At 48.1% G+C, this 24,344-nt stretch carries 23 protein-coding genes; 22 read left to right on the top strand and 1 reads right to left on the bottom strand.

Annotation, left to right across the window (positions count from 1 at the left end; genetic code table 11):
* From CCVT_RS00860 to CCVT_RS00830, 7 genes are all read left to right on the top strand, one after another.
* Nucleotides 1–1,179 (top strand): glutathionylspermidine synthase family protein, encoded by a 1,179-nt coding sequence (locus CCVT_RS00860; RefSeq protein WP_018137393.1) that lies wholly within the window; start codon nt 1–3, stop codon nt 1,177–1,179.
* Complete coding sequence (locus CCVT_RS00855; protein WP_018137392.1) at nt 1,176–2,111, top strand: D-2-hydroxyacid dehydrogenase; 936 nt, start codon at nt 1,176–1,178, stop codon at nt 2,109–2,111. Before CCVT_RS00860 ends, CCVT_RS00855 begins: the two co-directional genes overlap by 4 nt.
* Entirely contained in the window at nt 2,111–2,608 is a 498-nt protein-coding gene (locus CCVT_RS00850; protein WP_018137391.1) for a YajQ family cyclic di-GMP-binding protein, read from the top strand. Before CCVT_RS00855 ends, CCVT_RS00850 begins: the two co-directional genes overlap by 1 nt.
* Nucleotides 2,609–2,740: 132 nt before the next feature.
* Nucleotides 2,741–4,105, top strand: coding sequence for a coproporphyrinogen III oxidase family protein (locus tag CCVT_RS00845; RefSeq protein ID WP_018137390.1), 1,365 nt, complete (start codon nt 2,741–2,743; stop codon nt 4,103–4,105).
* A 498-nt stretch (nt 4,106–4,603) separates the two neighbouring features.
* A complete protein-coding gene (locus CCVT_RS00840) occupies nt 4,604–5,299 on the top strand; it encodes an alpha/beta hydrolase (protein WP_018137389.1) in 696 nt (231 codons plus the stop codon).
* A gap of 2 nt (nt 5,300–5,301) precedes the next feature.
* Entirely contained in the window at nt 5,302–7,059 is a 1,758-nt protein-coding gene (locus CCVT_RS00835; protein WP_018137388.1) for an amino acid adenylation domain-containing protein, read from the top strand.
* Nucleotides 7,056–7,523 (top strand): GNAT family N-acetyltransferase, encoded by a 468-nt coding sequence (locus tag CCVT_RS00830; RefSeq protein ID WP_018137387.1) that lies wholly within the window; start codon nt 7,056–7,058, stop codon nt 7,521–7,523. The genes CCVT_RS00835 and CCVT_RS00830 overlap by 4 nt, the downstream gene beginning before the upstream one ends.
* Nucleotides 7,524–7,968: 445 nt before the next feature.
* Here the strand turns inward: CCVT_RS00830 and CCVT_RS00825 are convergent, their stop codons facing one another.
* Nucleotides 7,969–8,853 carry an alpha/beta fold hydrolase gene (locus tag CCVT_RS00825; protein ID WP_018137386.1) on the bottom strand — a complete coding sequence of 295 codons (885 nt, stop codon included), beginning with the start codon at nt 8,851–8,853 and terminating at the stop codon, nt 7,969–7,971.
* A gap of 199 nt (nt 8,854–9,052) precedes the next feature.
* On the opposite strand from CCVT_RS00825, the gene CCVT_RS00820 reads away from it, so the two are divergent.
* The 15 genes from CCVT_RS00820 (at nt 9,053) to nuoN (ending at nt 24,335) form a co-directional block, all read left to right on the top strand.
* Entirely contained in the window at nt 9,053–10,693 is a 1,641-nt protein-coding gene (locus CCVT_RS00820) for a multidrug ABC transporter permease/ATP-binding protein (protein WP_018137385.1), read from the top strand.
* Nucleotides 10,694–10,797: 104 nt separating this feature from the next.
* Entirely contained in the window at nt 10,798–11,187 is a 390-nt protein-coding gene (locus CCVT_RS00815; protein WP_018137384.1) for an NAD(P)H-quinone oxidoreductase subunit 3, read from the top strand.
* A complete protein-coding gene (locus tag CCVT_RS00810; RefSeq protein WP_018137383.1) occupies nt 11,169–11,681 on the top strand; it encodes a NuoB/complex I 20 kDa subunit family protein in 513 nt (170 codons plus the stop codon). Before CCVT_RS00815 ends, CCVT_RS00810 begins: the two co-directional genes overlap by 19 nt.
* Nucleotides 11,678–12,472, top strand: coding sequence for an NADH-quinone oxidoreductase subunit C (locus CCVT_RS00805; RefSeq protein ID WP_018137382.1), 795 nt, complete (start codon nt 11,678–11,680; stop codon nt 12,470–12,472). Before CCVT_RS00810 ends, CCVT_RS00805 begins: the two co-directional genes overlap by 4 nt.
* Nucleotides 12,469–13,698, top strand: a complete 1,230-nt coding sequence (nuoD, locus tag CCVT_RS00800; RefSeq protein ID WP_018137381.1) for an NADH dehydrogenase (quinone) subunit D — start codon at nt 12,469–12,471, stop codon at nt 13,696–13,698. The genes CCVT_RS00805 and nuoD overlap by 4 nt, the downstream gene beginning before the upstream one ends.
* Nucleotides 13,695–13,925: an NADH-ubiquinone oxidoreductase subunit E family protein gene (locus tag CCVT_RS00795; protein ID WP_009649635.1), complete on the top strand. Its 231-nt coding sequence runs from the start codon at nt 13,695–13,697 to the stop codon at nt 13,923–13,925. Before nuoD ends, CCVT_RS00795 begins: the two co-directional genes overlap by 4 nt.
* Complete coding sequence (locus CCVT_RS00790; RefSeq protein WP_018137380.1) at nt 13,922–14,635, top strand: hypothetical protein; 714 nt, start codon at nt 13,922–13,924, stop codon at nt 14,633–14,635. The genes CCVT_RS00795 and CCVT_RS00790 overlap by 4 nt, the downstream gene beginning before the upstream one ends.
* Nucleotides 14,636–16,975, top strand: a complete 2,340-nt coding sequence (locus CCVT_RS00785; protein WP_018137379.1) for an NADH-quinone oxidoreductase subunit G — start codon at nt 14,636–14,638, stop codon at nt 16,973–16,975.
* Nucleotides 16,968–17,960, top strand: coding sequence for an NADH-quinone oxidoreductase subunit NuoH (gene nuoH / locus CCVT_RS00780; protein ID WP_018137378.1), 993 nt, complete (start codon nt 16,968–16,970; stop codon nt 17,958–17,960). The genes CCVT_RS00785 and nuoH overlap by 8 nt, the downstream gene beginning before the upstream one ends.
* Nucleotides 17,961–17,967: 7 nt before the next feature.
* A complete protein-coding gene (nuoI, locus tag CCVT_RS00775; RefSeq protein ID WP_018137377.1) occupies nt 17,968–18,663 on the top strand; it encodes an NADH-quinone oxidoreductase subunit NuoI in 696 nt (231 codons plus the stop codon).
* A complete protein-coding gene (locus CCVT_RS00770) occupies nt 18,656–19,189 on the top strand; it encodes an NADH-quinone oxidoreductase subunit J (RefSeq protein WP_018137376.1) in 534 nt (177 codons plus the stop codon). The genes nuoI and CCVT_RS00770 overlap by 8 nt, the downstream gene beginning before the upstream one ends.
* On the top strand, nt 19,186–19,488 hold the full coding sequence (nuoK, locus tag CCVT_RS00765; RefSeq protein ID WP_011991722.1) for an NADH-quinone oxidoreductase subunit NuoK: 303 nt from the start codon (nt 19,186–19,188) through the stop codon (nt 19,486–19,488). The genes CCVT_RS00770 and nuoK overlap by 4 nt, the downstream gene beginning before the upstream one ends.
* Before the next feature lies 1 nt (nt 19,489).
* Nucleotides 19,490–21,331 (top strand): NADH-quinone oxidoreductase subunit L, encoded by a 1,842-nt coding sequence (nuoL, locus tag CCVT_RS00760; protein ID WP_018137375.1) that lies wholly within the window; start codon nt 19,490–19,492, stop codon nt 21,329–21,331.
* Nucleotides 21,331–22,848: an NADH-quinone oxidoreductase subunit M gene (locus CCVT_RS00755; protein WP_026175549.1), complete on the top strand. Its 1,518-nt coding sequence runs from the start codon at nt 21,331–21,333 to the stop codon at nt 22,846–22,848. Before nuoL ends, CCVT_RS00755 begins: the two co-directional genes overlap by 1 nt.
* On the top strand, nt 22,845–24,335 hold the full coding sequence (gene nuoN, locus CCVT_RS00750; protein WP_018137373.1) for an NADH-quinone oxidoreductase subunit NuoN: 1,491 nt from the start codon (nt 22,845–22,847) through the stop codon (nt 24,333–24,335). Before CCVT_RS00755 ends, nuoN begins: the two co-directional genes overlap by 4 nt.
* Nucleotides 24,336–24,344: the final 9 nt, after the last annotated feature.

Below are 24,344 nucleotides of genomic sequence, written 5' to 3'. Positions count from 1 at the left end.
ATGATAAATTTAAAAAAAATAGAGCCTTTGAATAAAGAATTTTTAGAGCAGATCGGCTTTGCTTGGCATACTGATGCCGACAACAGCGACTACGTCGCGGACGAGATCGTAGAGGTGAGCGATGAGCAGGCACAGGCGTATTACGAAGCGGCGAACGAGCTATACGATATGTTCGTCGCAGCAGCCCAGTACATCATCGACAACAACCTCTTTCACGAGGTCGGTATCCCTTTTAACCTCATCGATCTCATCAAAGACAGCTGGGAGAACGAGGTGCACTGGCATCTTTACGGACGTTTTGATCTAGCGGGCGGGCTTGATGGCAAGGGCATAAAGCTGATCGAGTTTAACGCCGACACGCCGACTGCGGTATTTGAGACTGCGATCATCCAGTGGGCGATGTTAAAATTTAACAAAATGGACGAGAGCTCGCAGTTTAACGATCTATACGCCGCCCTGGTCGAAAATTTCAAGCGGCTTGTCGTTTTAAACGGCGATACGGCCGATTTTAGCAAATATTACGAGGGCTGGAAAATTTTATTTAGCTCGGTCGCTGGCAGCATAGAGGATGAAAACACGACGAAGCTACTGCAAAGTGCGGCGAGTGAAGCCGGCTTCACGACTGATTTTGCATACGTGGACGAGGTGGAATTTAGCGACGAGAACGGGATATTTAAAGGCGATGGAAATTTCGAGTATTGGTTTAAGCTCGTGCCTTGGGAGGATATCGCGATCGAGGAAGGCGAGCTGGCGCTCATACTAAAAAACATCATCGAAAATCAAAAAGCCATCATACTAAATCCCGCATATACGCTGCTTTTTCAAAGCAAAGGCATACTCAAAATTTTGTGGGATCTTTACCCGAACCATCCGCTACTGCTCGAGACTTCAAACGAGCCGATAGTCGGTAAAAAATGCGTCAAAAAGCCGATATTTGGCCGTGAGGGCGAAAACGTGAGCATCATCGAGGCAAATGGCGAGGTAAGTAGCGAAAATGGCGGGATCTACGGCTCAAACCGCGCGGTCTATCAAGAATTTTATGAATTTAACAAAGACGCTAAAGATCAAAGCTATCAAGCGGGCGTATTTTTCGCATATGAGGGCTGCGCGCTAGGCTTTCGCAGAGGCGGTGAGATCATCAACAACACTTCAAAATTCGTAGGACATTACATAAAATGAAAATAGTCTGCCTGGACGCCTTGACACTTGGAAACGACGTCGATTTGAGCATTTTTAAGAGATTTGGCGAGTTTATCAGCTACGCAGTGACTAGCAAGGACGAAACTATCGCACGCCTAAAAAACGCCGATGTAGTCATCACAAATAAAGTCGTCATCGATAAAAACGTGATGGACGAGTGCGAAAATTTAAAGCTCGTCTGCGTGAGCGCGACAGGAACAAACAATGTCGATATGAGCTACGCCGCTCAAAAAGGCGTGGCTGTAAAAAACGTCGCCGGCTACTCGACAAACAGCGTAGTGCAGCATACTTTTGCCTGCTTGCTCGCACTTTGTAACGAGATAAAATTTTACGATGACTACGTCAAAAGCGGCGAGTGGGTGAAGAGTGAAATTTTCACGAATTTAAGCAAAGGCATAGGCGAAATTTCAGGTAAAAATTTCGGTATCATCGGACTTGGCGAGATAGGGCGAGGCGTGGCCAGGATCGCCTTGGCATTTGGAGCGAATATCTTTTACTACTCCACGAGCGGCAAAAATCAAAACGGCGAATTCACACGTCTCGAGCTAAACGAACTGCTTAAAATTTGTGATATCATAAGCATCCACGCTCCGCTAAATGAAAACACGAAAGCGCTGATCGGCGAGCGTGAGCTAAATTTAATGAAAGAAGGAGCCGTTTTGATGAATTTCGGGCGCGGTGGCATAGTCGATGAAAACGCCCTCGCAAGAGCGATAGACAGTAAAAATTTACGCGCTTGCATCGATGTGTTGCAAAGTGAGCCGATGAGGCCAAATCATCCGTTTTTACACCTAAAAAACAGCGCTAACCTCATCATCACGCCGCATATCGCATGGGCGAGCAAAGAGGCGCGTGAGAAGCTCATAAAGCTCATAGTAAAAAATATCGAAGATTTTATAAAGGAGAGATGATGGCGAGCGAACATAGCTTTGACATAAGCGCGCAGGTAGATATGATGGAGGTCAAAAACGCCCTGGAAACCTCTAAAAAAGAGCTTGCGGCCAGGTATGATTTCAAGGGCGTCACAGCACAGATCGAGCTAAGTGAAAAAGACAAAACGATCACGATCCTAAGCAGTAGCGACAACAAAGTCGATGCGCTAAAAGACATCGTCATCTCAAAGCTCATCAAGCGAAACATCCCGCCTGTCGCACTTAGCGAAAGTAAGCGCGAGAGTGCCAGCGGTGGCAATATAAAAGCCACGCTCAAGCTAAACGATACGCTAGATACTGAAAATTCCAAAAAGATCACAAAGGCCATAAAGGACGCCAAGCTCAAAGTCACAGCCACCATACGCGGCGAAGAGGTCAGAGTCAGCGGTAAAAGCATAGACGACCTGCAAGAGTGCATCCGCCTGGTCAAAGCCTTAAATCTCGAACTGCCTATAAATTTTAAAAATTTAAAATAAATTTAGTCCTAAATTTCGGGCTAAATTTGTCCAACATAGTAAATTTCAGGCGCCGATACAAGTAAAAATTTATAAAATTTTAGGTATCCTAACCCGAATTATTTAAACACTGCTTATTCAAGGTAATTAATTATGGGTTTTAAAAGTATTGTCGAGAGCTTTGCCGTAAACTACGCACATAACTCTATACAAAAGTCTTTATACAACGAATTTAACATAGACATCCTAACTACGACCTACAACAAAACGCCACGCGAGGGCAAAAAATACATGCTCTACGCTCATGTACCGTTTTGCCACACATTTTGCCCTTACTGCTCGTTTCACAAATACCACTACGAACAAGAGCTGGCTAAGATCTATTTTGAAAATTTACGCGAGGAGATGAGGCAGGTAAAGGACGCTGGATTTAACTTTAGCTCGCTTTACGTAGGCGGCGGCACTACGCTGATAAACGAGGTAGAGCTCGAAAAAACTCTACGCCTTGCGAAGGAGCTTTTTGATATCGAGGACATCTCTGCAGAAAGCGATCCAAACCATATCTCACCCGATAGCCTGAGGCGATTTGACGGGCTTATCGACCGTCTAAGCGTAGGCGTACAAAGCTTTGATGACGACACCTTAAAGCGCGTGGGTAGATTTGAGAAATTCGGCAGCTCCAAAGAGGTGCGAGCAAGGCTTGAAAAGGCGCTAAATTTCCTCCCGGTCATTAGTCTTGATCTCATCTTTAACCTGCCAAATCAAACAAAAGAGCAGCTCATAAATGATATCGAAATTTCAAAATCCATCGCCCCGCAGCAAATCACGCTCTATCCGCTAATGAAATCAGACCTGACAAGAGAAAATATCGCCAGGTCGCTTGGCGTCTCAAACGTCGATAACGAGCGAGAATTTTACGAGATCATCGTAGATGAATTCAGCCGCGGTAGGTATCATCAAAGCAACGCTTGGGCATTTTCAAACCAAAGCTCAGCCGATATGCGAGACGAATACGTGGGCTCAAACCACGAATACGTAGGCGTTGGCAGTGGAGCGTTCAGCTTCCTTGACGGCGAGCTCGTGATAAATGCGTTCAATCTGCTCGATTACGGCCGCAAGATAAAAGAGCACACGAGCCCGGTCATCGCAAAATGCGGCTTTAGTAAAAAAGAAAGGCTAAAATACATCTTTTTGACGGAGCTTTTTGACGGAGCCGTCGACATCCTAAAATACAACGGAAACAACCGAGCCAACATTCACAAAGACCTATTTGTCGAGCTAAATTTACTAAAGCTCGTAAATGCAATATACGAGGAAAATGGCTGCATAAAGCCGACATTTTTCGGCCGCTACATTTGCGTGGTGCTGATGCGCGATTTTTACGCGGGCATGGACAAGGTGCGCGCGATATTTAAGGATGACGCAAAGATCAAACGCAGCAAAAACCTACACATCATGAGCGAAGATACCGAGGTCGACTACGAAAGAGCCATCATCCAACCACGTGCAGCTATGTAAATTTAGGCACGCTCGGCTTTGACGGCTCGGCCTAAATTTTATTTTATGGCTCTGTTACAATATTTCATTGATTTTCAGCGTTCGAAGCGAAGTCAAACTTTGTGAAGCGACGCTATCAACGCCGATTTTCAGAGAAGCCGTAAGGCTGAACGCGAAAATCGTGCTATATGTTCGGTGCTTTGCGGAGCGAGCAAGGTTTGCGAAGCAAGCGTCAATGATTTATTGTAACAGAGCCATTTGATTTTATCTATCGATATTAGTATAATTTGGCTCCGTTTTTAAAAAAGTATTGATTTCTAAAATTTTAAATACCTTAGCGTAGTCAAATCTTATGAAGAGACACTATCGCCGCCGATTTGCAGGGAAGCGGTAGCTGACCGCGCAAATCGTGCTATATGTTCGGCGCTTTGTGGAGCAAATAAGATTTGCGAAGCGTTCGTTTAAGACTATCAACACTTTTATAATTTTTACCAGCAAGCGGGCAAGGAGCGATGAAAAATGCAGAACAAAACCTACGAAAAGCACGAATTTAGCGTGCAGAGCAAAAGGGTCACGCTCTATCCGAGCGACGCGGCAGGCAGACCCGTCATCTATCTAAACACATTTGAAAACGAGGGCGAGCGCGTGCTGGCGGAGGTGCGCGAGAGGTGCGCGGCGGACTTCACGCTCGTGGCGATCGGGGGTCTAAACTGGGATCACGATATGTCACCGTGGGCGATGCCGCCGCTGTTTAAGGGCGATGCGCCATGCACGGGCGGAGCGGATGAGTATCTGCGGCTTTTGACGGAGCAAATCGCGCCGCGAGCGGGGGAGCTCGTCAAAGGACGGGCGGCTTGGAGCGGGCTTGCGGGGTATTCGCTAGCGGGGCTGTTTGCGCTCTACGTGCTCTATCAAAGCCCCTTTTTCTCGCGGGTTGCGAGCGTCTCGGGCTCGCTTTGGTTTACAAATTTTAAAGAATTCGCCCTCACGCACGAGATGAAGGCGCCGCCTGAGTGCGTATATTTTTCGCTGGGCGACAAGGAGCGCATGGCGAAAAATCCCGTGCTTCAAAGCGTGCAGGAAAACACCGAGCAAATCGCGCGATTTTACGCGAATAGCGGTATCCAAACGACTTTCGAGCTAAACGAGGGCAATCACTTTCAAAACGCCATCCAGCGCACGGCAGCGGGCATTACGTGGCTACTAGGCAGGTGAAAATGCAGACGATTTACTCGGTTTTTAAAGACGTCGTGGCGGCGTACGGGGACGAGCCTGCGATCATCGAGGATGGCGGGACGCTCACGTTTGCCCGGCTTAGCCAGATGGTGGATGCTATCGCCGCGCATTTCCCGTCAAATTTAAACAGCGCGGGCATCGTGATGAGCCACGGCGCGCAGATGATCGCCACGATATTTGCGGTGCTAAAATACGGCGCGCGCTATGTCCCGGCAGAGCCCGATTTCCCGACTGGCAGGATCGCTACTATGATGAGCGAGGCGAATGTCGATTTTATCGTGACGCAGCGCAAATTTGCACCGCGGCTTGAGGGCTTTGAGCTAAAATTTATAGATGAAATTTGTAAATTTGGGGGTACGGGCGGGTCGCAAAATGATAAATTTTACGATAAAAATGAGCCAAGCGCAGAGCGGATCGCACACAAAATTTGCGATTTAAAAAACGAAAACAATCTAAAGTCAAGTATAAATTTGACCGCGACTGCGCAAGAATATGAAGTAAGCGAGGCTGGTGTGTCGGCTGAAAACTTCACGCTACAAAACGCCGCGCCGCAAGACAAAACCGAACAAATTTGCACCGCCGAAAACCAAATCGAACCGTCAAATTTTGCCGATAAAATCCACGAATTTACCGACCAAAGCGATCAAAATTATGAACCCGAAAATCAAAGTCCGGATGCGCCCGCTTATGTGCTCTACACCTCGGGCACGACGGGGCGGCCAAAGGGCGTTTGCGTCACGAACCGCAACGTCTGCCACTACGTGCGCGCGTTTGCGAGCGAATTTCATCCGCGCGCAGGCGACGTGATGCTTCAACAAAGCGTGTGCTCGTTTGACATCTTCGTCGAGGAGGTGTTCGCGAGCTTGCTAAACGGCGCGGCGCTGGCGATCGCGAGCCAAAACGACAAGGCGGATATCGGCGCGCTGATGAAATTCGTCGCGCGGCACAATGTAACGATGTTAAGCGGCTTTCCCTATCTTTTGGCGCAGATGAACGAGCTGCCCCGCATCCCGCGATCCCTGCGGCTTCTCATCAGCGGCGGCGACGTGCTGCGAGGAGCGTATGTTAGCCGCCTGCTGGCGCAAGCTGAAATTTACAACACTTACGGCCCCTCCGAAACCACGGTGTGCGCGAGCTACTATCGCTGCAACGGCGGCGCGGTCTTAAAGGACGGCACATATCCGATCGGGTGCGCGGTCAAGGGGGCGCGGATCAAAATTTTAAACGAGCACGGAGAGGAGCTACCGGCGGGCGAAAAGGGCGAAATTTGCATTTACGGTGACGGCGTATCGGAGGGCTACATCGGCGAGCACGACGCGGAAAACAGGGCGTTTGAGAGCTTGCCGGATGGTGACAGGATGTATCGAAGCGGCGATCTTGGCTACCTGCTGCCAAGCGGCGACATCGCATTTTTGCACCGCAAGGACACGCAGGTGATGATCTGCGGCAAGCGTACGGAGGTAGCCGAAGTCGAGGCGCGCTTACGGCGGTGTGCGGGCGTGTCCCAGGCGATCGTGCGAGCATTTACCGATGAGGTGGGGCTAGCGTATATGGTCGCCTACGTCGTGGCGGAGGGCGAAAATCTAAGCCTTCGCGCGCTAAAAAGCGAGCTCGCGCGAAATTTAACGGAGTTCATGATACCGGAGTTTTTCATTAGACTGCCGCAAATGCCGCTAAATACGAGCGGCAAGCCGGACGCGGCGAAGCTGCCCATACCGATGAAGGATGGCGGAAAATGACGGCCAGGGTGCGGCGAATTTACGCGGATGAGATGCCCCTGCTGCTCGCCCTGCGCGAAGAGGTGTTGCGCGAGGTGTTTGAGCTAGCCCCCGATGCGGACGTGTCGGCGCTACTCGAAGCAAACCGCCGCTACTACGAGGCTAGGCTTGCTAGTGGGGAGCACGTCGCCTGCTTTGCGTATGAGGAGGGGCGAATTTTAGGCTGCGGCGGGGTGTGCTTTCAGACCGAGCTACCCTCGCCCGAAAACCCAAGCGGTCAGTGCGCGTATCTGATGAATATCTACGTGCGAGCGCATGCCAGGCGGCGTGGTATAGGGCGGCGGATCGTGTGCTGGCTCATAGAGCGAGCGCGCGAGCAGGGCGTGGAGAAAATTTATCTGGAAAGCTCGAACGCCGCAAAAGGGCTTTATGAAAAGCTTGGCTTCGCAGAAATGAGCGATATTATGATCTATACGGGCGAGTAAATTTGGCGAATTTGGTGCGGCTGGGTTGAATTAAATTTGGACTGAATTTAGTTTTTGTAAAAGCGGCAAATTTTACAAGATGGGTGGCAAAAAAAGGGCAAGTAAAGGCAAGATCTAAATTCTCGTGCTCTAGGCAAAACAACAGATACCAAGTAAAATTTTAAACGTCCTAGCGAAGTCAAATCTATTGGAGGACTTATCGGCGGCGATTTTCGCGACAGAAACAAAAAAGCCATAAGACCGACTGATTTGTGCGAGTGCAAATCACAAAGCGCCTTGAAGAGCGGCGAGACAAAGCCAAACAGACAAAATCGTGCTATACGGCTACTAACTCTCGCACTTCACTGACAAGAAAAGTGCACACATCAACGTTTTTAAAATCTTAATCTCGCTAACGTAAACCAACAACATCAAGCGCTTCTACCGGTCTCAAGCACCGGAGAATTTACTGCTTAGAAAGAAATTTACTTATCATCGGCCAAACTATGTCAAAATCCGTTAGTAGTACGGGATGCGGAGCGTTCGGGACGATGCCAAGCTGCGCATTTGGCAGCATCTCATAAGCGGCGATGACCGTATCAAGAGGTACGTTTGCGTCCTTTTCTCCGACTATCATGAGCGTTTTTGCATTTACGTTTTTAAACACCTCTTCGCCGACTGACGCCGAGTCGTAATACTCCATGACCTGCTCGAACCACAACAAAATGCGCTCGGGCTCGGGTCTGACGCCATCAAGCTGTTCGTTCCAGTAGCGCTTATCGAGATTTTTTAGATCCTCAAACGTCTTCATCTGCGCCCTACTACCCTGCACAAAGCCCTTCTCCCACACTCCAGCACCTATAGCTACGAGGTTTCTTACCTTTTGCGGATATTTTTTAGCGAAAAGATACGCCGTATAAGCACCGTCGCTAAAGCCGATGATATCGGACCTCGAGATACCAAGATCGTCTAAAACGGCATTTATGTCATCAGCCTTTTGCTCAAAGCTTGGCACGACCTCGCCTATTTGGGATCTGCCGTGCCCTCTTGTGGCTACCAAGATCACTTTTCGATCTTCCCTTAGCTTGTCTGCCAGCTCGCTCATATCAGCAGGCGAGCCTACCAGCCCTCCGTGTAGCAGCACGATCGGACTTCCTTTGCCGTAAATTTCATAATAAATTTTCGTATCCTTAGAATTTACATAATGCCCCACAGCCTCGTTATTTCCATAGTCGGTTTTACTTTGATAGCTTTTAGATGTTTGTGCGAAATAATGATGCTTGGCTTCTTTAGCGAGCGCATTGACGCCGATCGTCACAAAAGCCGCGATCAATAAATTTCGTATTTTCATGGTTGCTCCTTTGGCGGATTTTGTTTTACCATACCACAAACTTATAAATTTTAAACCGCTCAAATTAAAATGCAAAATCAGTTAGCAAGATCGTTAAATCGGGCTAAACGGGCGGCCTATCTATTTTATTGATACGTGTCTATTTTAAATGCACTTAAGTATGCTATGCTAAAATTTTTTAAAATTTACAGGTAAGCGGATGATAAAAACTCTAATAAAAAACAATAAATTTTCTATCATAAAAATCGTCATTTTGACGTTCATTTTCAGCGGCTTTGGCATCGGTGTGCTCTCTTATATAAACGAAAAACTACTAGCCGCACAGAAATTCGACGTGATGGTGGCGGTACAGTTCATCGGCCTTTTGTTGCTGTTTTTGGCAACCTCGGTCTATGCCAACATCTCTCTTACGAATTTTGGTCACAAGCTCATCTACGAGATCAGACGCCACTTGGTAAAGCAGGTCTTAGACACGCCAAACGCGCAGATAGACGCGATCGGCAAAGCAAAGATCATAGCCAGCCTGAACAACGATATAAAAACGATCACATTTGCCTTCATGACAGCGACCGGGCTCATCCAAGGCTCCGTTTTCATCGTGGCTTCGAGCATTTATCTATGCTACATCTCGCCAAAGCTTTTCGTCTTCGTCGCGATCTGGATAGCGGCTACGATGGTGCTAAGTGCGTTTTTTATGAAAAAGATCCATCACTACTACACGCTCTCAAGACGCGATGACGACGCGCTTCAGCAAAGCTACAACGACGTCGTGGAAGGACACCGCGAACTCACGCTAAATCAGCACCGCGCCAAGCTTTGCTTTGACGAGCTTAACGAAATAGGCATGAAAAAGCGCCAAAGCATGGTGCGAGCAGACGTTTATCACGCACTTTCGGATAACTTTACCAACATCATGCTGCTTGGAGCTGTCGGCATGTGCGTGTTTTTGTGCGTCGGTCTTGGCTGGGCGAGCCTGCAGACGGCAGTCACCGTGAGCCTGACCATACTATTTTTAAGAGGCTCTTTCATCAGCATGGTAGCCTCCATCCCGACGGCATTAAGCGCCAAAGTGAGCTTGGATAAAATTCTAAATCTAAATTTAGCCCCGTTCAAAGAGAGCTTTGGCTTTACTGACAGCTTTAGCAAGCAGTGGAAAAGCATAGAATTTAAAAACGTTAATTTTAGCTATCCGGATAAAAATTTCAGCCTCACGGATGTGAATTTACGCATAGAGCGCGGTGAGCTGATATTTGTCATAGGCAAAAACGGTAGCGGCAAAAGCACGTTTTCAAACATACTGTGCGGGCTTTTACGCCCCAGTAGCGGTGAAATTTTAGTGGACGGCGTGAGGCTGAACGATGAAAATTTACGCAGCTATCAGTCAAACGTAAGCGCGATATTTTCGGACTTTTATCTCTTTTCGCAAACGCTTGGCGAGGGGAGCAAATTTGCAAGCGAAAAAGACGCGAACGAGCTTTTAAAGCTGCTTGAGATAGACAAAAAGGTGCAGATCATCGAGCAAAGGCTGAGCACCACGGCTCTTTCTCAGGGTCAAAGAAAGCGTCTTAGCCTGCTCATCGCACTACTGGAAAATCGTAGCCTGCTGGTGCTTGACGAATGGGCGGCGGATCAAGATCCGATATTCAAGCGCGTATTTTACCGCGAAATTTTACCGATGTTAAAGCAAAATGGCGTTACGATAGTCGCCATAAGCCACGATGACGCGTATTTTGATGTTGCAGATCGTATCATCTTGGCAAAAGACGGCGCGATAAGAGAGCTAGTAGGTGACGAGCGGCAAATAGCCAGCAAAGACGCGGTAGAAAAGATAAAAGAGTAAAATTTACACATAAAGTCGGTTAAAGCGCGGCGGCAAAATGTCTTTAACCTCGGATAAAAATAAATTAGATAAAATTCTTAAACATACTAATAAAGGCTGAATTTATGTCTCATTCGCAGCTTGCGAGCCCGTATCTGGGCGCTTTTATGATTTTGGTTCTAGCGACTTGCTCGTTCGTGCTGATAACGTTTTTATCCTCGTGCATCGGCAAAAAGCTCGCAAATCGTAACACCGAGCGCTTGAAATCCGGCATCTACGAGTGCGGCCCCGAGGTCGTAAAGCAGCCAAACAAGATCAATATCCATTACTTTTTTTACGCGATTTTGTTCATACTTTTTGATGTCGAGATTATCTTTATATATCCTTGGGCGGTGGATTTTAGGCTACTTGGAGCGTTCGGGCTCATAGAGATGCTACTTTTTGTAACGCTTTTACTCATCGGCTTCATCTATGCATGGAGGAAAGGGGTGTTTGAGTGGCAAAGCATCAAGTAAATTACGCTGCAAACGGTGGCCTACCGATAGTTTTGACGACGGTCGATAGGCTCGTGCAATGGGGCCGCTCCAACTCGCTTTGGGCGCTTAGCTACGGGCTAGCGTGCTGTGCGATAGAGATGATGGCAAGCGGAGCTAGCAGATACGACTTTGATCGCTTCGGCACGATATTTAGAGCCTCTCCTCGCCACTCGGAGGTCATGATCATCGCAGGCACCCTCACCAAAAAACACGCGGAATTTACCCGCAGGCTATACGATCAAATGCCCGAGCCAAAATGGGTCATCTCAATGGGAAGCTGCGCGAACACCGGCGGGATGTTCAACACCTACTCCACAGTCCAAGGCGTAGATCGTATAATCCCCGTGGATATCTACCTCCCAGGCTGTGCGCCGCGCCCCGAGACGCTACAATACGCTCTCATGATATTGCAAAAAAAGATCCGTCGCCAAAGCGCTTTTAGAGCGCAAAGTGCAAAAAGGCTTGAGGCATGAGAGCCTACAAAGATAGAAAAAACGCGCAAAAAAAGCAGTATTATGACGATAGGTTTTACGTCGTGCCCAAGGTCGAGAGGCAAGGCGTAGAGGGCAGCATTTTCGAGCCTGAAGTCAAAATTTTACAAGAAAAAGGCGTTGAAATTTTAGAAAGCTTCGTAGAGCTGGGGCAGCTCGTAGTCATCATCGATGCCGGACAAAATTTCAAAACGCTTGAAATTTTAAAGACCTATGGCTACGAGCAGCTCAGCGAGCTGGCGGCGGTGGATTTTATAGCAGATCGCGGCGGCTACGAGGTGTTTTACCAGCTGCTTAGCATCTCAAAAAACAAAAGAGTGCGCGTGAAATGCTTCGTAGCAAAAGGTGAAGCGCTAAAAAGCGTGAGTGAAATTTACAAAAGCGCCAACTGGGCGGAGCGCGAGATGTATGATCTCTCGGGCGTCTTGCTAAGCGGACACCCGAATTTAAAGCGCCTAATAATGCCCGATGACTGGTACTCGCACCCGCTTTTAAAGAGCTATCCGCTACAAGGAGACGAATTTGCCGCGTGGTACGAGGTCGATAAAATTTTCGGACGCGAGCACAGAGACGAGATAGGCGCGGAAAATCGCGATCCGGCCTTCATCGATGAAAAAGATACGTTTGAATTTTCCAGGATCTATCACGAAGTCTCAAAGGGCGAGCAACCAAGCAAAAGCGAAATTTCGCAGGAGTATCAAGAAGTTAGCGGAGTGAAATTCGTAAAAAGAGTAAAACGCAGCGAGAGCGAAATTTTAAAGGAGCGGCCGTGAGTCAAGCTCCAAACCGCCTAACGCCGTTTTTTGAAAACATCGAATTCGAGCGAAACGACGGCAAGATGATACTAAATTTCGGTCCGCAGCACCCAAGCGCTCACGGGCAGCTAAAGCTCGTGCTCGAGCTTGACGGCGAAAAGGTCGTGCGCGCGATGCCGGAGGTCGGCTTCATGCACCGAGGCATCGAAAAGATGGCTGAAAACATGACGTATCAAGAGTTCATCCCGGTCACCGACCGTGTAGACTACATCGCCTCGGCGGCCAACAACTACGCATTTTGCGAGGCGGTGGAGAGACTTTGCGAGATCAAAGTACCACGCCGTGCGCAGATAATAAGAGTGATCTTACTAGAGCTAAACCGAATCAGCTCGCATCTTTTGTTTCTAGCCACGCATGCGCTTGACATCGGTGCGATGACCGTGTTTTTATACGCTTTTAGAGAGCGCGAATACGTGCTTGACATGATCGAAAAATACTGCGGCGCCAGACTCACGCACAGCGCGGTCAGGATAGGCGGTATGCCGCTTGATCTGCCTGATGGGTGGCTTGAAGAGATGCTGAAATTTTGCGAGAAATTTCCAAAAGATATCAAAATTTACGAGGATCTGCTAAGCGAAAACAGAATTTGGAAAATGCGCCTTGAAAACGTTGGCGTCATATCAAAAGAGCTGGCCCTTAGCAGCGGCTGCTCGGGTGTCATGTTGCGAGCTAGCGGCGTGAAATGGGACATCAGGAAAGAGCAGCCCTACCTAGTCTATGACGAGATAGACTTTGAAGTGCCATACGCCGTGGCGGGGGATTGCTACGCCAGATACGTGCTTTACATGCGCGAGATGAAAGAGTGTGTCAAAATTTTAAAGCAGTGCGAGAAGCTTTACCGCGCAAGCTCGCGTGAAATTTTAGCCGATGCGCCGGAATTCGTTAGCCCCTCAAAAGAGCAGATCATGACGCAAAACTACTCACTGATGCAGCATTTTGTCCTCATCACCCAGGGCATAAAGCCAAAACGAGGTGAAATTTACTTCGCGAGCGAGTCGCCAAAGGGCGAGCTTGGAATTTATATCAACTCCCAAGGCGAAGCCAGCCCTTACCGCCTAAAGATCCGCACACCAAGCTTCTGGCACTGCGCGATATACGAGGACTTGCTCGTGGGCCAATACATAGCCGACATCGCCGCTATCATAGGCAGCACCAACATCATCCTGGGCGAGGTGGATAGATGAGGCGAGTCGATCTAAGGCATCTAAAAGATAGGTTTTTAAGCGCACTGGGCGAAACCGCAAGAAACGCCCAAAGCGGAGAGGTGATCGTATTTTTGTTTGAGATAGGCGACTTTAGCGGCGTCAAAAACGCGATAAATTTAGCCTATAACCTAAACTGCGAAGTGATGAATTCGCTTAAATTCAACCAAACCGACTGGACTTTGATAATAAAAAAGGTAGCAAAATGAAATTTTCTAAATTCACCAAAGCAAAGAGCCTAAGCCTCGCAAACCTGCTGAGCCTAACGGACAGGGCGCTAGCAAACGAGCTTAAAGAGTGCGATTTTAGATATATCTCCTGCATAGAAGACGGCGCGCTTGGCAGCGAGAATCTAATTCGCTGCGAGATAGGCTCTATCAGCTACGTTTTGGCGCTTCTTTGCAAATACACGCTAAATTTAGACGACGGATACTTTGGCTCACTTGACGAGGGCTTTTTAAGCGGCGAGTGCAATGTAGGCGAGGAGGAGTTCGAGGAGCTTGGCGAGTGGCTAAAAGACGCGCGAAACATCATCATCGACAGCTCCTTTTTCACTCATCCGGACTCAAAAATGCTATTTGAATTTTTGGAAATTTTAGGCAAAAACGTGATCCTAGCCGGCGGCAAAGAGCAAGAATACGAGACGAACGGAAATTTAAGCGAGCTAAAAGAGCTTGAAAATTTTGACGGCAGCGTCATCTACCTTGACCGTAAAGATAGCGACGAGGTCGTAGGCGGCGTGCAGTTTAGCATCGTCGCGAAAGTAAAAGACGGCGATGAAGTGACGCTAAGCGCGCCAAATTTCAACGCTAAACGTAAATTTAGACTAGATAGCGGCATGAAAGGGACGATCGCTATCGTTGGCATGAGCGAATTCGAGGGCTATGACTTCAAGCTCGTAAAAGTGAGTAAAAGCTAAATGAGACTAAGCATAAACGGCCAAATCTGCGAAGCAAGCGAGGGCGAATACATACTAAACGTCGCGCGCCGCGAGGGGATATTCATCCCTGCACTTTGCTACCTCAGCGGCTGTTCGCCTACCCTAGCCTGTCGCCTTTGCATGGTCGAGGCCGATGGCAAGCGCGTTTATAGCTGCAACGCCAAGGCCAAAGAGGGCATGAACGTCATAACAAATACCGCCGAGATCGACGCCGAGCGCGAAGCTATCATGCAAACTTACTGCGTGAATCACCCTTTACAATGCGGGGTCTGCGACAAAAGCGGCGAGTGCGAACTGCAAAATTTCGCCGCCAGAATGCGGGTGAATTCGCAAAAATTCGCGATAAAAGATAGTCACAAACCGCACAAAAAATGGGGTCTCATCAACTACGATCCGGCTCTTTGCATAGTCTGCGAGAGGTGTATCACGGTTTGCAAGGATAAGATCGGCGAGAGCGCGCTAAAAACGACGCCTAGAGGCGCGGATCAAGTCGCAAAGGAGCTAAAAGAGAGCATGCCAAAAGACGCATTCGCCGTTTGGAGCAAATTTCAAAAAAGCCTCATCGCCCCAAGCGTAGGCGACGTGCTCGAGTGCTCGTTTTGCGGCGAATGCACAAGCGTCTGCCCGGTCGGCGCGCTGGTAAGCTCTGACTTTCAATACACCTCAAACGTTTGGGAGCTAGAAAAGATCCCGGCTGCAAACCCGCATTCAAGCGACTGCGAGCTCATCTACTACGAGGTCAAGCCAAAAGGCATCGGCGATAGGGCAAAGCGCATCTACCGCGTGAATAACGAATTTCATTTTGGCGAGATAAACACGGCTGCGCGTTACGGCTTTGACTTTCACAACGAAAATGCGGCGAAAAACGAGGCGAAATTTGAAGAGATCGTGTCCGCCTTCAAGCAAGGCGAGATAAAAAATATAAGATTCAATAGCTTCATAACAAACGAAGAGGCGCTGATACTGGAGCGTTTGCGAGAGAAATTTAGTCTAAATTTGATAAATGAAGAGGCATACGCTTACGCGACATTTTTAGAGGAGTTTTCAAAATTTAGCGGCACGAGCCTTTATAACGGCAACTTCGAGAGTATCGCAAAGGCTGATTTTATCGTAGTTGCTGGCAGCTTTTTAAGATATGATAGCCCAAACACCGGCTACAAAGTAAATAACGCGCTTGTTATGAACAAAGCGAGCGGGCTTTATTTTCATCCTTTGGGCGATGAGATCGTGCGAAATTACTCTAAAATTTTTGATGTCATAGCCCATGAGCCGGGGGCGGAGGGTAAAATTTTGCTCTTGCTTTTGCAAAAATTCGCTAAAAATTTATCTGCCAAGCTGGCGGAATTTAGCCCGAGCGACCTCGCAAGCGAGCTTGGCGTAGATGAGAGCAGGCTTGAGGCTTTAAGCGCAAACAAACAAAATTCAGTCCTCATCCTAGGCGAGGATCTTTACCTCTCGCCGCACGCAAAAGAGCTAGCGGCCTTAGCAGGAGCGATACAAAGATACACGGATTTTAAGCTCGTTTTGATCCCGCCTCGCACCAACTCGCTAGGAGTAGCTAAAATCTGCACGCTCTCAAGCGAGCCAAAAAACGGCAAAACGCTTGGCTACAACGAGGAGGGTGACTTTAAATTCAGCGTCTTTGAGGGCGACATAGACGCCGGTGCGCTAAATCAGCAAGAGGGCACATTTACCAGCATAAACAAAGCCGTAGTACCGACAAATGCGGCGCTGGCTCACGAGGGGTATTTTTTGAACGATCTTGCAAACGCTCTTGGCCTTAGAGCGCGCTACACGATAGACTACACGCATGAGCTGCCTAAAAATAGCGGCTTTAAGGCGGTTAAATTTGACGATTTTAAAAATTTTTACGATAATGACGGCAAGGCTCACCGTGGATACGAGCTTGAAAATTTAAGCGTTTTGGCACAAGATGATCTTGATATCTCAAATTTCAAGGCATTTAGCTGCAAAAAGGCTGAAATTTTGCAAAATGACGGCGAAATTTGCATTTACAAAGCAAACCCTATCCGCCAGTTTTCAAAATTTACAAACCGCACGAAGCTGCTAAACGAGGTCGGTGCGCTTTACGCGAGCGCTGAATTCCTAGCGAAATTCAAGCTAGATCAAAACGACGCGGCGATCATAAAAAAAGGCGAGGACGAGATAGCGATCCTGGTGAAGCTGGATAAGGATCTAAGCGGCGAGTGGGCTTATCTGGGCGATTTTGACGAAAAGATACGAACGGATGAAATTTTTAAAGGCGCGCGCTTTGCAAACGTGCAAATTTTAAGATCAAAAGAGGCGAGCGATGAGTGAGGGGCTATTTTTTATCATCGAAACGTTCATAAAAGCCGTAGTGATACTGGCGGTCATAGCGTGCCTGGCGGGGCTAGCGACATACGCCGAGCGCAAGGTGCTAGCCTATATGCAGCGCCGTATCGGCCCTGATATGGTCGGACCGGTCGGGGTCTTGCAGATAGTGGCCGATATGATAAAGCTTTTTACCAAAGAGGACATCGTGCCTGCAAATGCAAACCGCTTTATATTTTTGATCGCGCCGCTGATCTCGGCTATCGCGGCGTTTGCAGCGCTAGCACCGATACCGTTTTTACCGGAATTCGAGCTTTTCGGGCATACGATCAGGCCGATACTGGCTGATATCAATATAGGCGTGCTTTACGTGATGGGCGTAGCCTCGGTGTGCGCATTTTCGCCACTTATGGCAGGGCTTGCTAGCTACAATAAATTTGCCCTCATCGCCGCAGCACGCGCCGTGATGGGGCTAATAAGCTTTGAAGTGGTCTCTGGGCTGGCGCTACTTAGCGTCATCATGATAACAGGTTCGCTCTCGCTCATAGACATAAATAACTATCAAAAAGGCATCTTTGGCTGGTTCGTTTTCAAGCAGCCGCTAGCTTTCGTGCTGTTTTTGATGGCGAGCTTTGTCGAGTGCAACCGTACGCCGTTTTGTCTGACCGAAAACGAGACCGAGATAGTCGCAGGATACGGCACCGAATATAGCGGCATGCGCTGGGCGATGTTTTTCATCGGCGAATACGCCAACATGATCGCCTCAAGCATCGTCATAACGCTGATATTTTTAGGCGGGTTCAACTCGTTTTGGTTCGTTCCCGGCGGCTTGATGATGATATTTAAGGCAAGCTGCGTGTTTTTCTTTTTCCTTTGGACGCGCGCAGCTTGGCCACATCTTAGGCCCGATCAGCTGATGGTGCTTTGCTGGAAAATTTTACTCCCGCTAGCGCTTGTAAATGTGCTGATAACGGGCATAGCGTTGATTTGAGGTAAAAATGGCCGAGAAAAAATATATTTTATTAGACGAACGAGCGAGTGTCGATACGAATTTTGATAAATTCAAGCGCTTTATCTCGCGCACCTTTAAAAGCGAGCTATTCACCGGACTTTGGGTAGTCTTGCGCGAGATGCTTTTTACAAAGTCGCACACCCTAAAATACCCCTTGCAAAAGATAGAGCTTGACGCTAGATATAGGGGCGTGCATAGGCTGATGAGGTTTATAGAGAGCGAAAACGAGCGGTGCATAGGATGCGGGCTGTGCGAGAAAATTTGCGTCAGCAACTGCATCGCGATGCAAACGGCGCTTGATGAAAACGGCCGCAAAGTGACGCTAAAATACTCGATAAATTTAGGCAGATGCGTGTATTGCGGATTTTGTGCGGATGTTTGCCCCGAGCTTGCCATCGTCCACGGTGACCGATACGAATTTGCAAGCGAACAAAGGGCGTATTTTGGCATGAAAGACGACTTTTTGACGAAAGATAAAAATTTAAGCGAGCAAGTGGAATTTGAAGGCTACGGAAGCCTACCGCCAAATGCGGACGCGCTCGTGAAGCAAAATCCAAACGCCTACTTGGAGGATGAAAATTTAGATGAAACGGACGAAATTCCGACCGCAAGCGCACGGGCGCTAAATTTAAACGCCAAAGAAGCGGACGAGAAAGCGAACAAGGAGAGCCAAGATGTATGAAGCCATCGCCTTTTATCTCTTTAGTGCGCTCAGCCTTGGCTGCTTTGGCGTGAGCGTATTTAGTAAAAACGTCCTTCACGCGATGAGCGCGCTGGCCGGGGGCATGATATTCATCTGCGCGCTATTTTTCTTGCTAGGAGCGGAGTTTTTAGGCGTCGTTCAGATCATCGTCTATACGGGCGCCGTGATGGTGCTTTACGCCTTTAGTATGATGTTTTTTGACATTAGCCGCGATGTGAACGAGAGCTATTCGCTAGCTTCAAAGCGCCTTATCTACACGCTTAGCGTGTTTATCGCGCTACTTTTAGTCATCGTGTTTTCAAGCCCTGTGATAGGTCAAAATTTAGCCGCACAGCAAAGCGCGCAAGAGCTTGGCAATATCGAGCTCATCGGCCTCATGCTCTTTGGCAAATACCTAATCGCCTTTGAGCTGACAGCCATCATGCTGCTAGTAGCGATGGTCGCTGGTATCGTGCTCGTGCATAAAAAGATGGACATCAAAAGCCAGACACAGGAGCTGCTATGATCACGCTTTCACACTATCTGGTCGTAGCCGCGCTGATGTTTGTTTTAGGACTCATCGGCATAATGAAGCGAAACAACCTCATAATGCTCTTTTTCTCGAGTGAAATTTTACTAAATGCCGCAAACGTCGCGCTGGCTGCGATATCTAAATTTTATAACGACATCACGGGGCAAATTTTTGCGCTTTTCATCGTCGCAGTCGCAGCGAGCGAGGTCGCAGTGGGGCTTGGGCTGCTGATACTTTGGTATAAAAAGACGGGCAGCATAGAGCTAAGCTCGATGAATAATATGAGGGACTGAAATGGCGCTATTTTGCATATCTTTATTTTTCCCGCTTCTTAGCTTCATTTTCGCCGCCGCCTTGTCGCACGCAAAAAGGCTAAATTTCGTGGGGCTGGTCTGCTCTTTCCTCATACTTTGCAGCGCTACCGCCTCGCTGATGCAAGCGACGATAGTATTTGACGGCACGCCGATACAAATTTTACTGAAAGACTTCATCTGGGTCGACGGGCTGAGGCTGAATTTCGGCTTTACGATCGATGCCGTGAGCGCTACGATGATGTGCGTAGTGGGCGTGGTCTCAACGATAGTGCATATCTACTCGATCGGCTACATGGGCAAAGACGATGGCTTCAACCGGTATTTCAGCTATCTTGGGCTTTTCGTCTTTTGCATGATGTTTTTAGTCATGAGCGACAACTTCGTAGGGCTTTTCATCGGCTGGGAGGGCGTAGGGCTTTGCTCGTGGCTACTTATTGGTTTTTGGTATCAAAGATCTAGCGCCAACGCCGCGGCCAACGAGGCTTTCGTGATGAATAGGATAGCCGATCTTGGCATACTGCTTGGCATATTTTTTATATTCAAAGAATTTGGCTCGCTAAAATTTAGCGATGTCTTTGCGGACGCGCCGACTGTCAGCCATCAGGCGCTAAATTTCATCGCGGCGTTTTTGTTTATCGGCGCGATGGGTAAAAGCGCGCAGTTTCCGTTTCATACCTGGCTGGCAAACGCCATGGAGGGCCCGACTCCCGTCTCCGCGCTCATCCACGCAGCGACGATGGTGACAGCGGGTGTGTATCTGGTCGTGCGCGCTAACGCCATATTTGCTCAAGCGCCTGAAATTTCGACCTTTATCGCCTATCTTGGCGCATTCGTGGCGGTCTTTGCGGCCTCCATCGCACTCGTGCATAACGATCTAAAAAAGATCATCGCCTACTCCACACTCTCGCAGCTTGGATATATGTTCGTCGCAGCGGGGCTTGGGGCGTATTGGGTCGCGCTCTTTCACCTGATGACGCACGCTTTTTTCAAGTCGCTTCTGTTTTTGGGCGCTGGCAACGTGATGCACGCGATGAGAGACGAGCTTGACATCAAAAAAATGGGCGGACTTTATAAATTTATGAAGCCTACGGCCGTTTTGATGGCTATCGGCTCGGTCGCTTTGGCGGGATTTTACCCGTTTGCGGGCTTTTTCTCGAAAGATAAAATTTTAGAAGTCGCCTTTGCAAACGGCGGATACATACTCTGGGTAGTGCTTTTTGCAGGCGCGCTGATGACGGCGTTTTATAGCTTCAGGCTACTTATGCTGGTATTTTTTGGCGAGGCTAAATTTAAATTTCATCCGCATGAGGCTAAAAATTTCATGCTTACGGCTATGGGCGTGCTTGGCGTGCTCGCGCTGATATCTGGCTGGTTTGGAAGCGATCTTAGCCTGGCTTTGTCCTCCGTGCTGCCAAAATTTGAGCTAAATTTAGAGTATGAAAGTGAGGTCACGCTCATCTTGCTCACGCTGATATCGATCACGCTTAGCACGCTGTTTACGATATTTGCCTATAAAAAGCAAATATTCAAAGAGGAGCTTGGCGAACTAAAAATTTATAAAATTTTACAAAATGCCTATTTCATACCAAAATTTTACGATAGATTCGTCATCAAAAACTACACCAAAGCGGCTAAATTTTGCCGCAAAATGGACGAAGCCGTCATCGATAAGAGCGTCGACGGCATCTCAAAGCTGATAAACGCCTTCGCATTTAACGCGAATAAAATGCAAAGCGGCGAGCTCACGCGTATGCTACGCCTCATGGTCGCTGGCTTTGCGATACTTTTAAGCTTTATATTTTTGCTCGCAGGAGGCGCATGATGCTCACGCTAATCATATTTTTCCCCGCTATCGGCGCGATGCTAGGCTTTTTGATCGAGGAGCGAAGCATAAAATTTTACGGAGTGAGCATAGCTTTCATAGAGCTCATCCTGACTCTTTTCGCGTGGTTTCGGGCGGATTTTGGGGCGTATGAGTTTGAGCTCATGAGTCAAAGCGCACTACTACCTACACTTGGCATAAGCTATCTTGTCGGCGTAGACGCGATCTCGCTAAGCCTCATCGTAATGAGCGCGTTTATGAGCCTGGTAGCGCTCTTTGCACTTAGCGTCAAAGAAAATTTAAAGCATCTTATCATCAGCGTGCTGTTTTTAGAGATGACGATGATGGGCGTGTTTGCCAGCCTTGATATGATAATGTTTTATCTATTTTGGGAGCTTAGCTTGCTTCCGATGCTTTATATCATCGGTGCTTGGGGCAGCGGCAAGAGGATCTACGCTGCGGTGAAATTTTTCATCTATACGTTTTTAGGCTCGGTTTTTATGCTGATAGGCATCATTTTCATGGCGTATCTAAATTTCAAATCAAGCGGCGCATGGAGCTTTAGTCTGCTTGACTGGTACGGCCTGGAGCTCTCAAAAGATGTGCAGATCTGGCTGTTTGTAGCGTTTGCATTTGCGTTTGCCGTAAAAACGCCGATGTTTCCGTTTCATACCTGGCTTCCTTACGCACACGGACAGGCTCCTACCATAGGCTCGGTGCTGCTTGCGGCGGTGCTTTTAAAGATGGGCACTTACGGCTTTGTCAGGCTTTGTTTGCCACTCTTTGCGGACGCTAGCGTCCAGCTTTACGGCGTCCTTTGCACGCTTGGCGTCATAATGGTCGTCTATACCGCACTCATCGCATACGCGCAAGATGATATGAAGCAGGTGATCGCCTATAGCTCGATCTCGCACATGGGCGTCATAATACTTGGAATTTTCTCGCTAAATTCCATCGGTATCGCAGGGGCGATATTTTTGATGATCAGCCACGGCATAGTTAGCGGTGCGCTGTTTTTACTGGTAGGCATGATATATGACAGGCGCCATACGAAGCTGATAACCGAATTTGGCGGGCTGGCTCATGTTATGCCTCGCTTTGCGCTTATATTTGGCGTCATCTTACTAGGCAGTATCGGACTGCCGCTTACGATAGGCTTTGTGGGCGAGTTTTTAAGCTTACTTGGGGTATTTAAAACAAACGCGGTGTTTGCGTTTTTTGGGGGCATAGGCATAATAGTAGGCGCTATTTATATGCTGAGCTTATATCGCAGAGTATTTTTTGGAGAGTGCAAAAACGAGCGAAATTTAGCCCTAAAGGATCTAAATTTTAAAGAGCTCATCGCTATCGTGCCGCTTTGCTTGCTAGTCATCGCGCTTGGAGTGTATCCAAATTTCCTCCTAAAGCCGATTGATATCAGCACGCAAAATATCATCTCAAAAATGCAAAAGCGAGCCGTTTTGCAGGATGATAAAGACAAAATTTCACGGCCAAATTCAGCAAGGAGCGAGCGATGAACGAGATGGCGCAGCTAAATATGAGCGAGCTTTCGATATCTTCGGTCGCACCGATGCTTAGCATGATAGTTTTCGCACTGTTCATCCTTTGCGTAGGCGTGATAAAAAAGGATCTCTCGCGCAGCTTTTACTCGGTGTTTTGCATCATTGCGATATTTGTGAACGTGGGGCTCGTGCTTGATTTTCACGGGCTTAGCGTTAGCTTTTTTGATATGCTCTTAGTAGATGGCATCTCACTAGTCTCTCAGCTCATCATCTTGCTGGCTTCAGCCCTTTTCATACCTTTAGCGCTTAGCACCAAGGAGTATTTTGAATACACCATCGCCGAATACTATGCGCTGTTTTTGTTTATGATCGCTGGTTTTGAGTTTATGGTGAGCTCAAACAACCTGCTTCTCATCTTTATCGGGCTTGAGACCAGCTCGCTGGCGCTTTATACGCTCATCGCCCTTCATAACAAGGCCAAAAGCATAGAAGCGGCGATAAAATACTTCACGATGGGCTCACTCTCTGCGGGCTTTTTTGCGTTTGGCGTCGCGATGCTTTACCTGACGGGAGGTTCGATTGACCTCGCGCAGATCGGGCAATCTATCAAAAATTTCAACCTCCAGCAAAGCCTCACGGCGCTGATTGGCTGCGTATTCATAGCCTCGGCTATCGGCTTTAAGCTATCTTTGATCCCTTTTCACACATGGGTGCCTGACGTTTATGAAGGCTCAAACGCTCCGCTGGCAGGCTATATGTCTATAGTGCCGAAGGTCGCGGGCTTTATCGTGGCTCTACGCTTTTTTGAGATGCTAAGCACTTCAGGGATGCTCTGGGTCAAAGACATGCTTTACATCGTCGCAGTAGCTACGATGAGCCTTGCAAACATCATGGCTTTGGTGCAAAGAGATGTCAAGCGCATGCTGGCTTTTAGCTCCATAGCGCATGCTGGTGTCGTGCTTTGCGCGCTAGTCGTCGGCGATACGCATGCAAATATAGCGCTGTTTTTTTACTGGATCATGTTCGTCTTTGCAAATTTAGGCGCATTCGCGATGCTTTGGGTAGCAAGATGCGACGACAAGGTCTGCTGGGACAAGCGCTTCAAGCATCCGTTCGAGAAATTTGCAGGACTGATCAAAATTTTACCAAGCTACGCCGTGATAATGGCGATCTTTATGGTCGCACTAGCGGGCATCCCGCCTTTTAGCGTATTTTGGGGAAAGATGTTTTTGCTAAGCTCTCTCATAAATTCCGGCTACATAGTCCTTAGCGCCATCATCATGCTAAATTCCGCCATCGCGATATATTATTACCTAAAGCTCATAGTCTATATGTTTTTAAAAGAGCCCGTAGTGACTGATAAAAATTTATACGTCGCAAACGTCTCCATGGCGCTTAAAGTCATCGTCGGCATAGCCGTCATAGGCACTGTTTTCGCCTTTTTACTGGCCCAGCCCATACTAGGATATATCGGGTATTTCGTTTCGGCGGCCGGATTTTAAAAAATGCAA

This window comes from Campylobacter curvus, from assembly GCF_013372125.1.
GTDB lineage: Bacteria > Campylobacterota > Campylobacteria > Campylobacterales > Campylobacteraceae > Campylobacter_A > Campylobacter_A curvus.
This window is presented reverse-complemented; position numbering and strand designations above follow the sequence as displayed.

What these genes read in the sequence shown, in the direction of transcription:
- CCVT_RS00860 (WP_018137393.1), top strand. Translation starts at nt 1, where the DNA reads ATGATAAATTTAAAAAAAATAGAGCCTTTGAATAAAGAATTTTTAGAG.
- CCVT_RS00855 (WP_018137392.1), top strand. Translation starts at nt 1,176, where the DNA reads ATGAAAATAGTCTGCCTGGACGCCTTGACACTTGGAAACGACGTCGAT.
- CCVT_RS00850 (WP_018137391.1), top strand. Translation starts at nt 2,111, where the DNA reads ATGGCGAGCGAACATAGCTTTGACATAAGCGCGCAGGTAGATATGATG.
- CCVT_RS00845 (WP_018137390.1), top strand. Translation starts at nt 2,741, where the DNA reads ATGGGTTTTAAAAGTATTGTCGAGAGCTTTGCCGTAAACTACGCACAT.
- CCVT_RS00840 (WP_018137389.1), top strand. Translation starts at nt 4,604, where the DNA reads ATGCAGAACAAAACCTACGAAAAGCACGAATTTAGCGTGCAGAGCAAA.
- CCVT_RS00835 (WP_018137388.1), top strand. Translation starts at nt 5,302, where the DNA reads ATGCAGACGATTTACTCGGTTTTTAAAGACGTCGTGGCGGCGTACGGG.
- CCVT_RS00830 (WP_018137387.1), top strand. Translation starts at nt 7,056, where the DNA reads ATGACGGCCAGGGTGCGGCGAATTTACGCGGATGAGATGCCCCTGCTG.
- CCVT_RS00825 (WP_018137386.1), bottom strand. Translation starts at nt 8,853, where the DNA reads ATGAAAATACGAAATTTATTGATCGCGGCTTTTGTGACGATCGGCGTC.
- CCVT_RS00820 (WP_018137385.1), top strand. Translation starts at nt 9,053, where the DNA reads ATGATAAAAACTCTAATAAAAAACAATAAATTTTCTATCATAAAAATC.
- CCVT_RS00815 (WP_018137384.1), top strand. Translation starts at nt 10,798, where the DNA reads ATGTCTCATTCGCAGCTTGCGAGCCCGTATCTGGGCGCTTTTATGATT.
- CCVT_RS00805 (WP_018137382.1), top strand. Translation starts at nt 11,678, where the DNA reads ATGAGAGCCTACAAAGATAGAAAAAACGCGCAAAAAAAGCAGTATTAT.
- CCVT_RS00795 (WP_009649635.1), top strand. Translation starts at nt 13,695, where the DNA reads ATGAGGCGAGTCGATCTAAGGCATCTAAAAGATAGGTTTTTAAGCGCA.
- CCVT_RS00790 (WP_018137380.1), top strand. Translation starts at nt 13,922, where the DNA reads ATGAAATTTTCTAAATTCACCAAAGCAAAGAGCCTAAGCCTCGCAAAC.
- CCVT_RS00785 (WP_018137379.1), top strand. Translation starts at nt 14,636, where the DNA reads ATGAGACTAAGCATAAACGGCCAAATCTGCGAAGCAAGCGAGGGCGAA.
- nuoH (WP_018137378.1), top strand. Translation starts at nt 16,968, where the DNA reads ATGAGTGAGGGGCTATTTTTTATCATCGAAACGTTCATAAAAGCCGTA.
- nuoI (WP_018137377.1), top strand. Translation starts at nt 17,968, where the DNA reads ATGGCCGAGAAAAAATATATTTTATTAGACGAACGAGCGAGTGTCGAT.
- CCVT_RS00770 (WP_018137376.1), top strand. Translation starts at nt 18,656, where the DNA reads ATGTATGAAGCCATCGCCTTTTATCTCTTTAGTGCGCTCAGCCTTGGC.
- nuoK (WP_011991722.1), top strand. Translation starts at nt 19,186, where the DNA reads ATGATCACGCTTTCACACTATCTGGTCGTAGCCGCGCTGATGTTTGTT.
- nuoL (WP_018137375.1), top strand. Translation starts at nt 19,490, where the DNA reads ATGGCGCTATTTTGCATATCTTTATTTTTCCCGCTTCTTAGCTTCATT.
- CCVT_RS00755 (WP_026175549.1), top strand. Translation starts at nt 21,331, where the DNA reads ATGCTCACGCTAATCATATTTTTCCCCGCTATCGGCGCGATGCTAGGC.
- nuoN (WP_018137373.1), top strand. Translation starts at nt 22,845, where the DNA reads ATGAACGAGATGGCGCAGCTAAATATGAGCGAGCTTTCGATATCTTCG.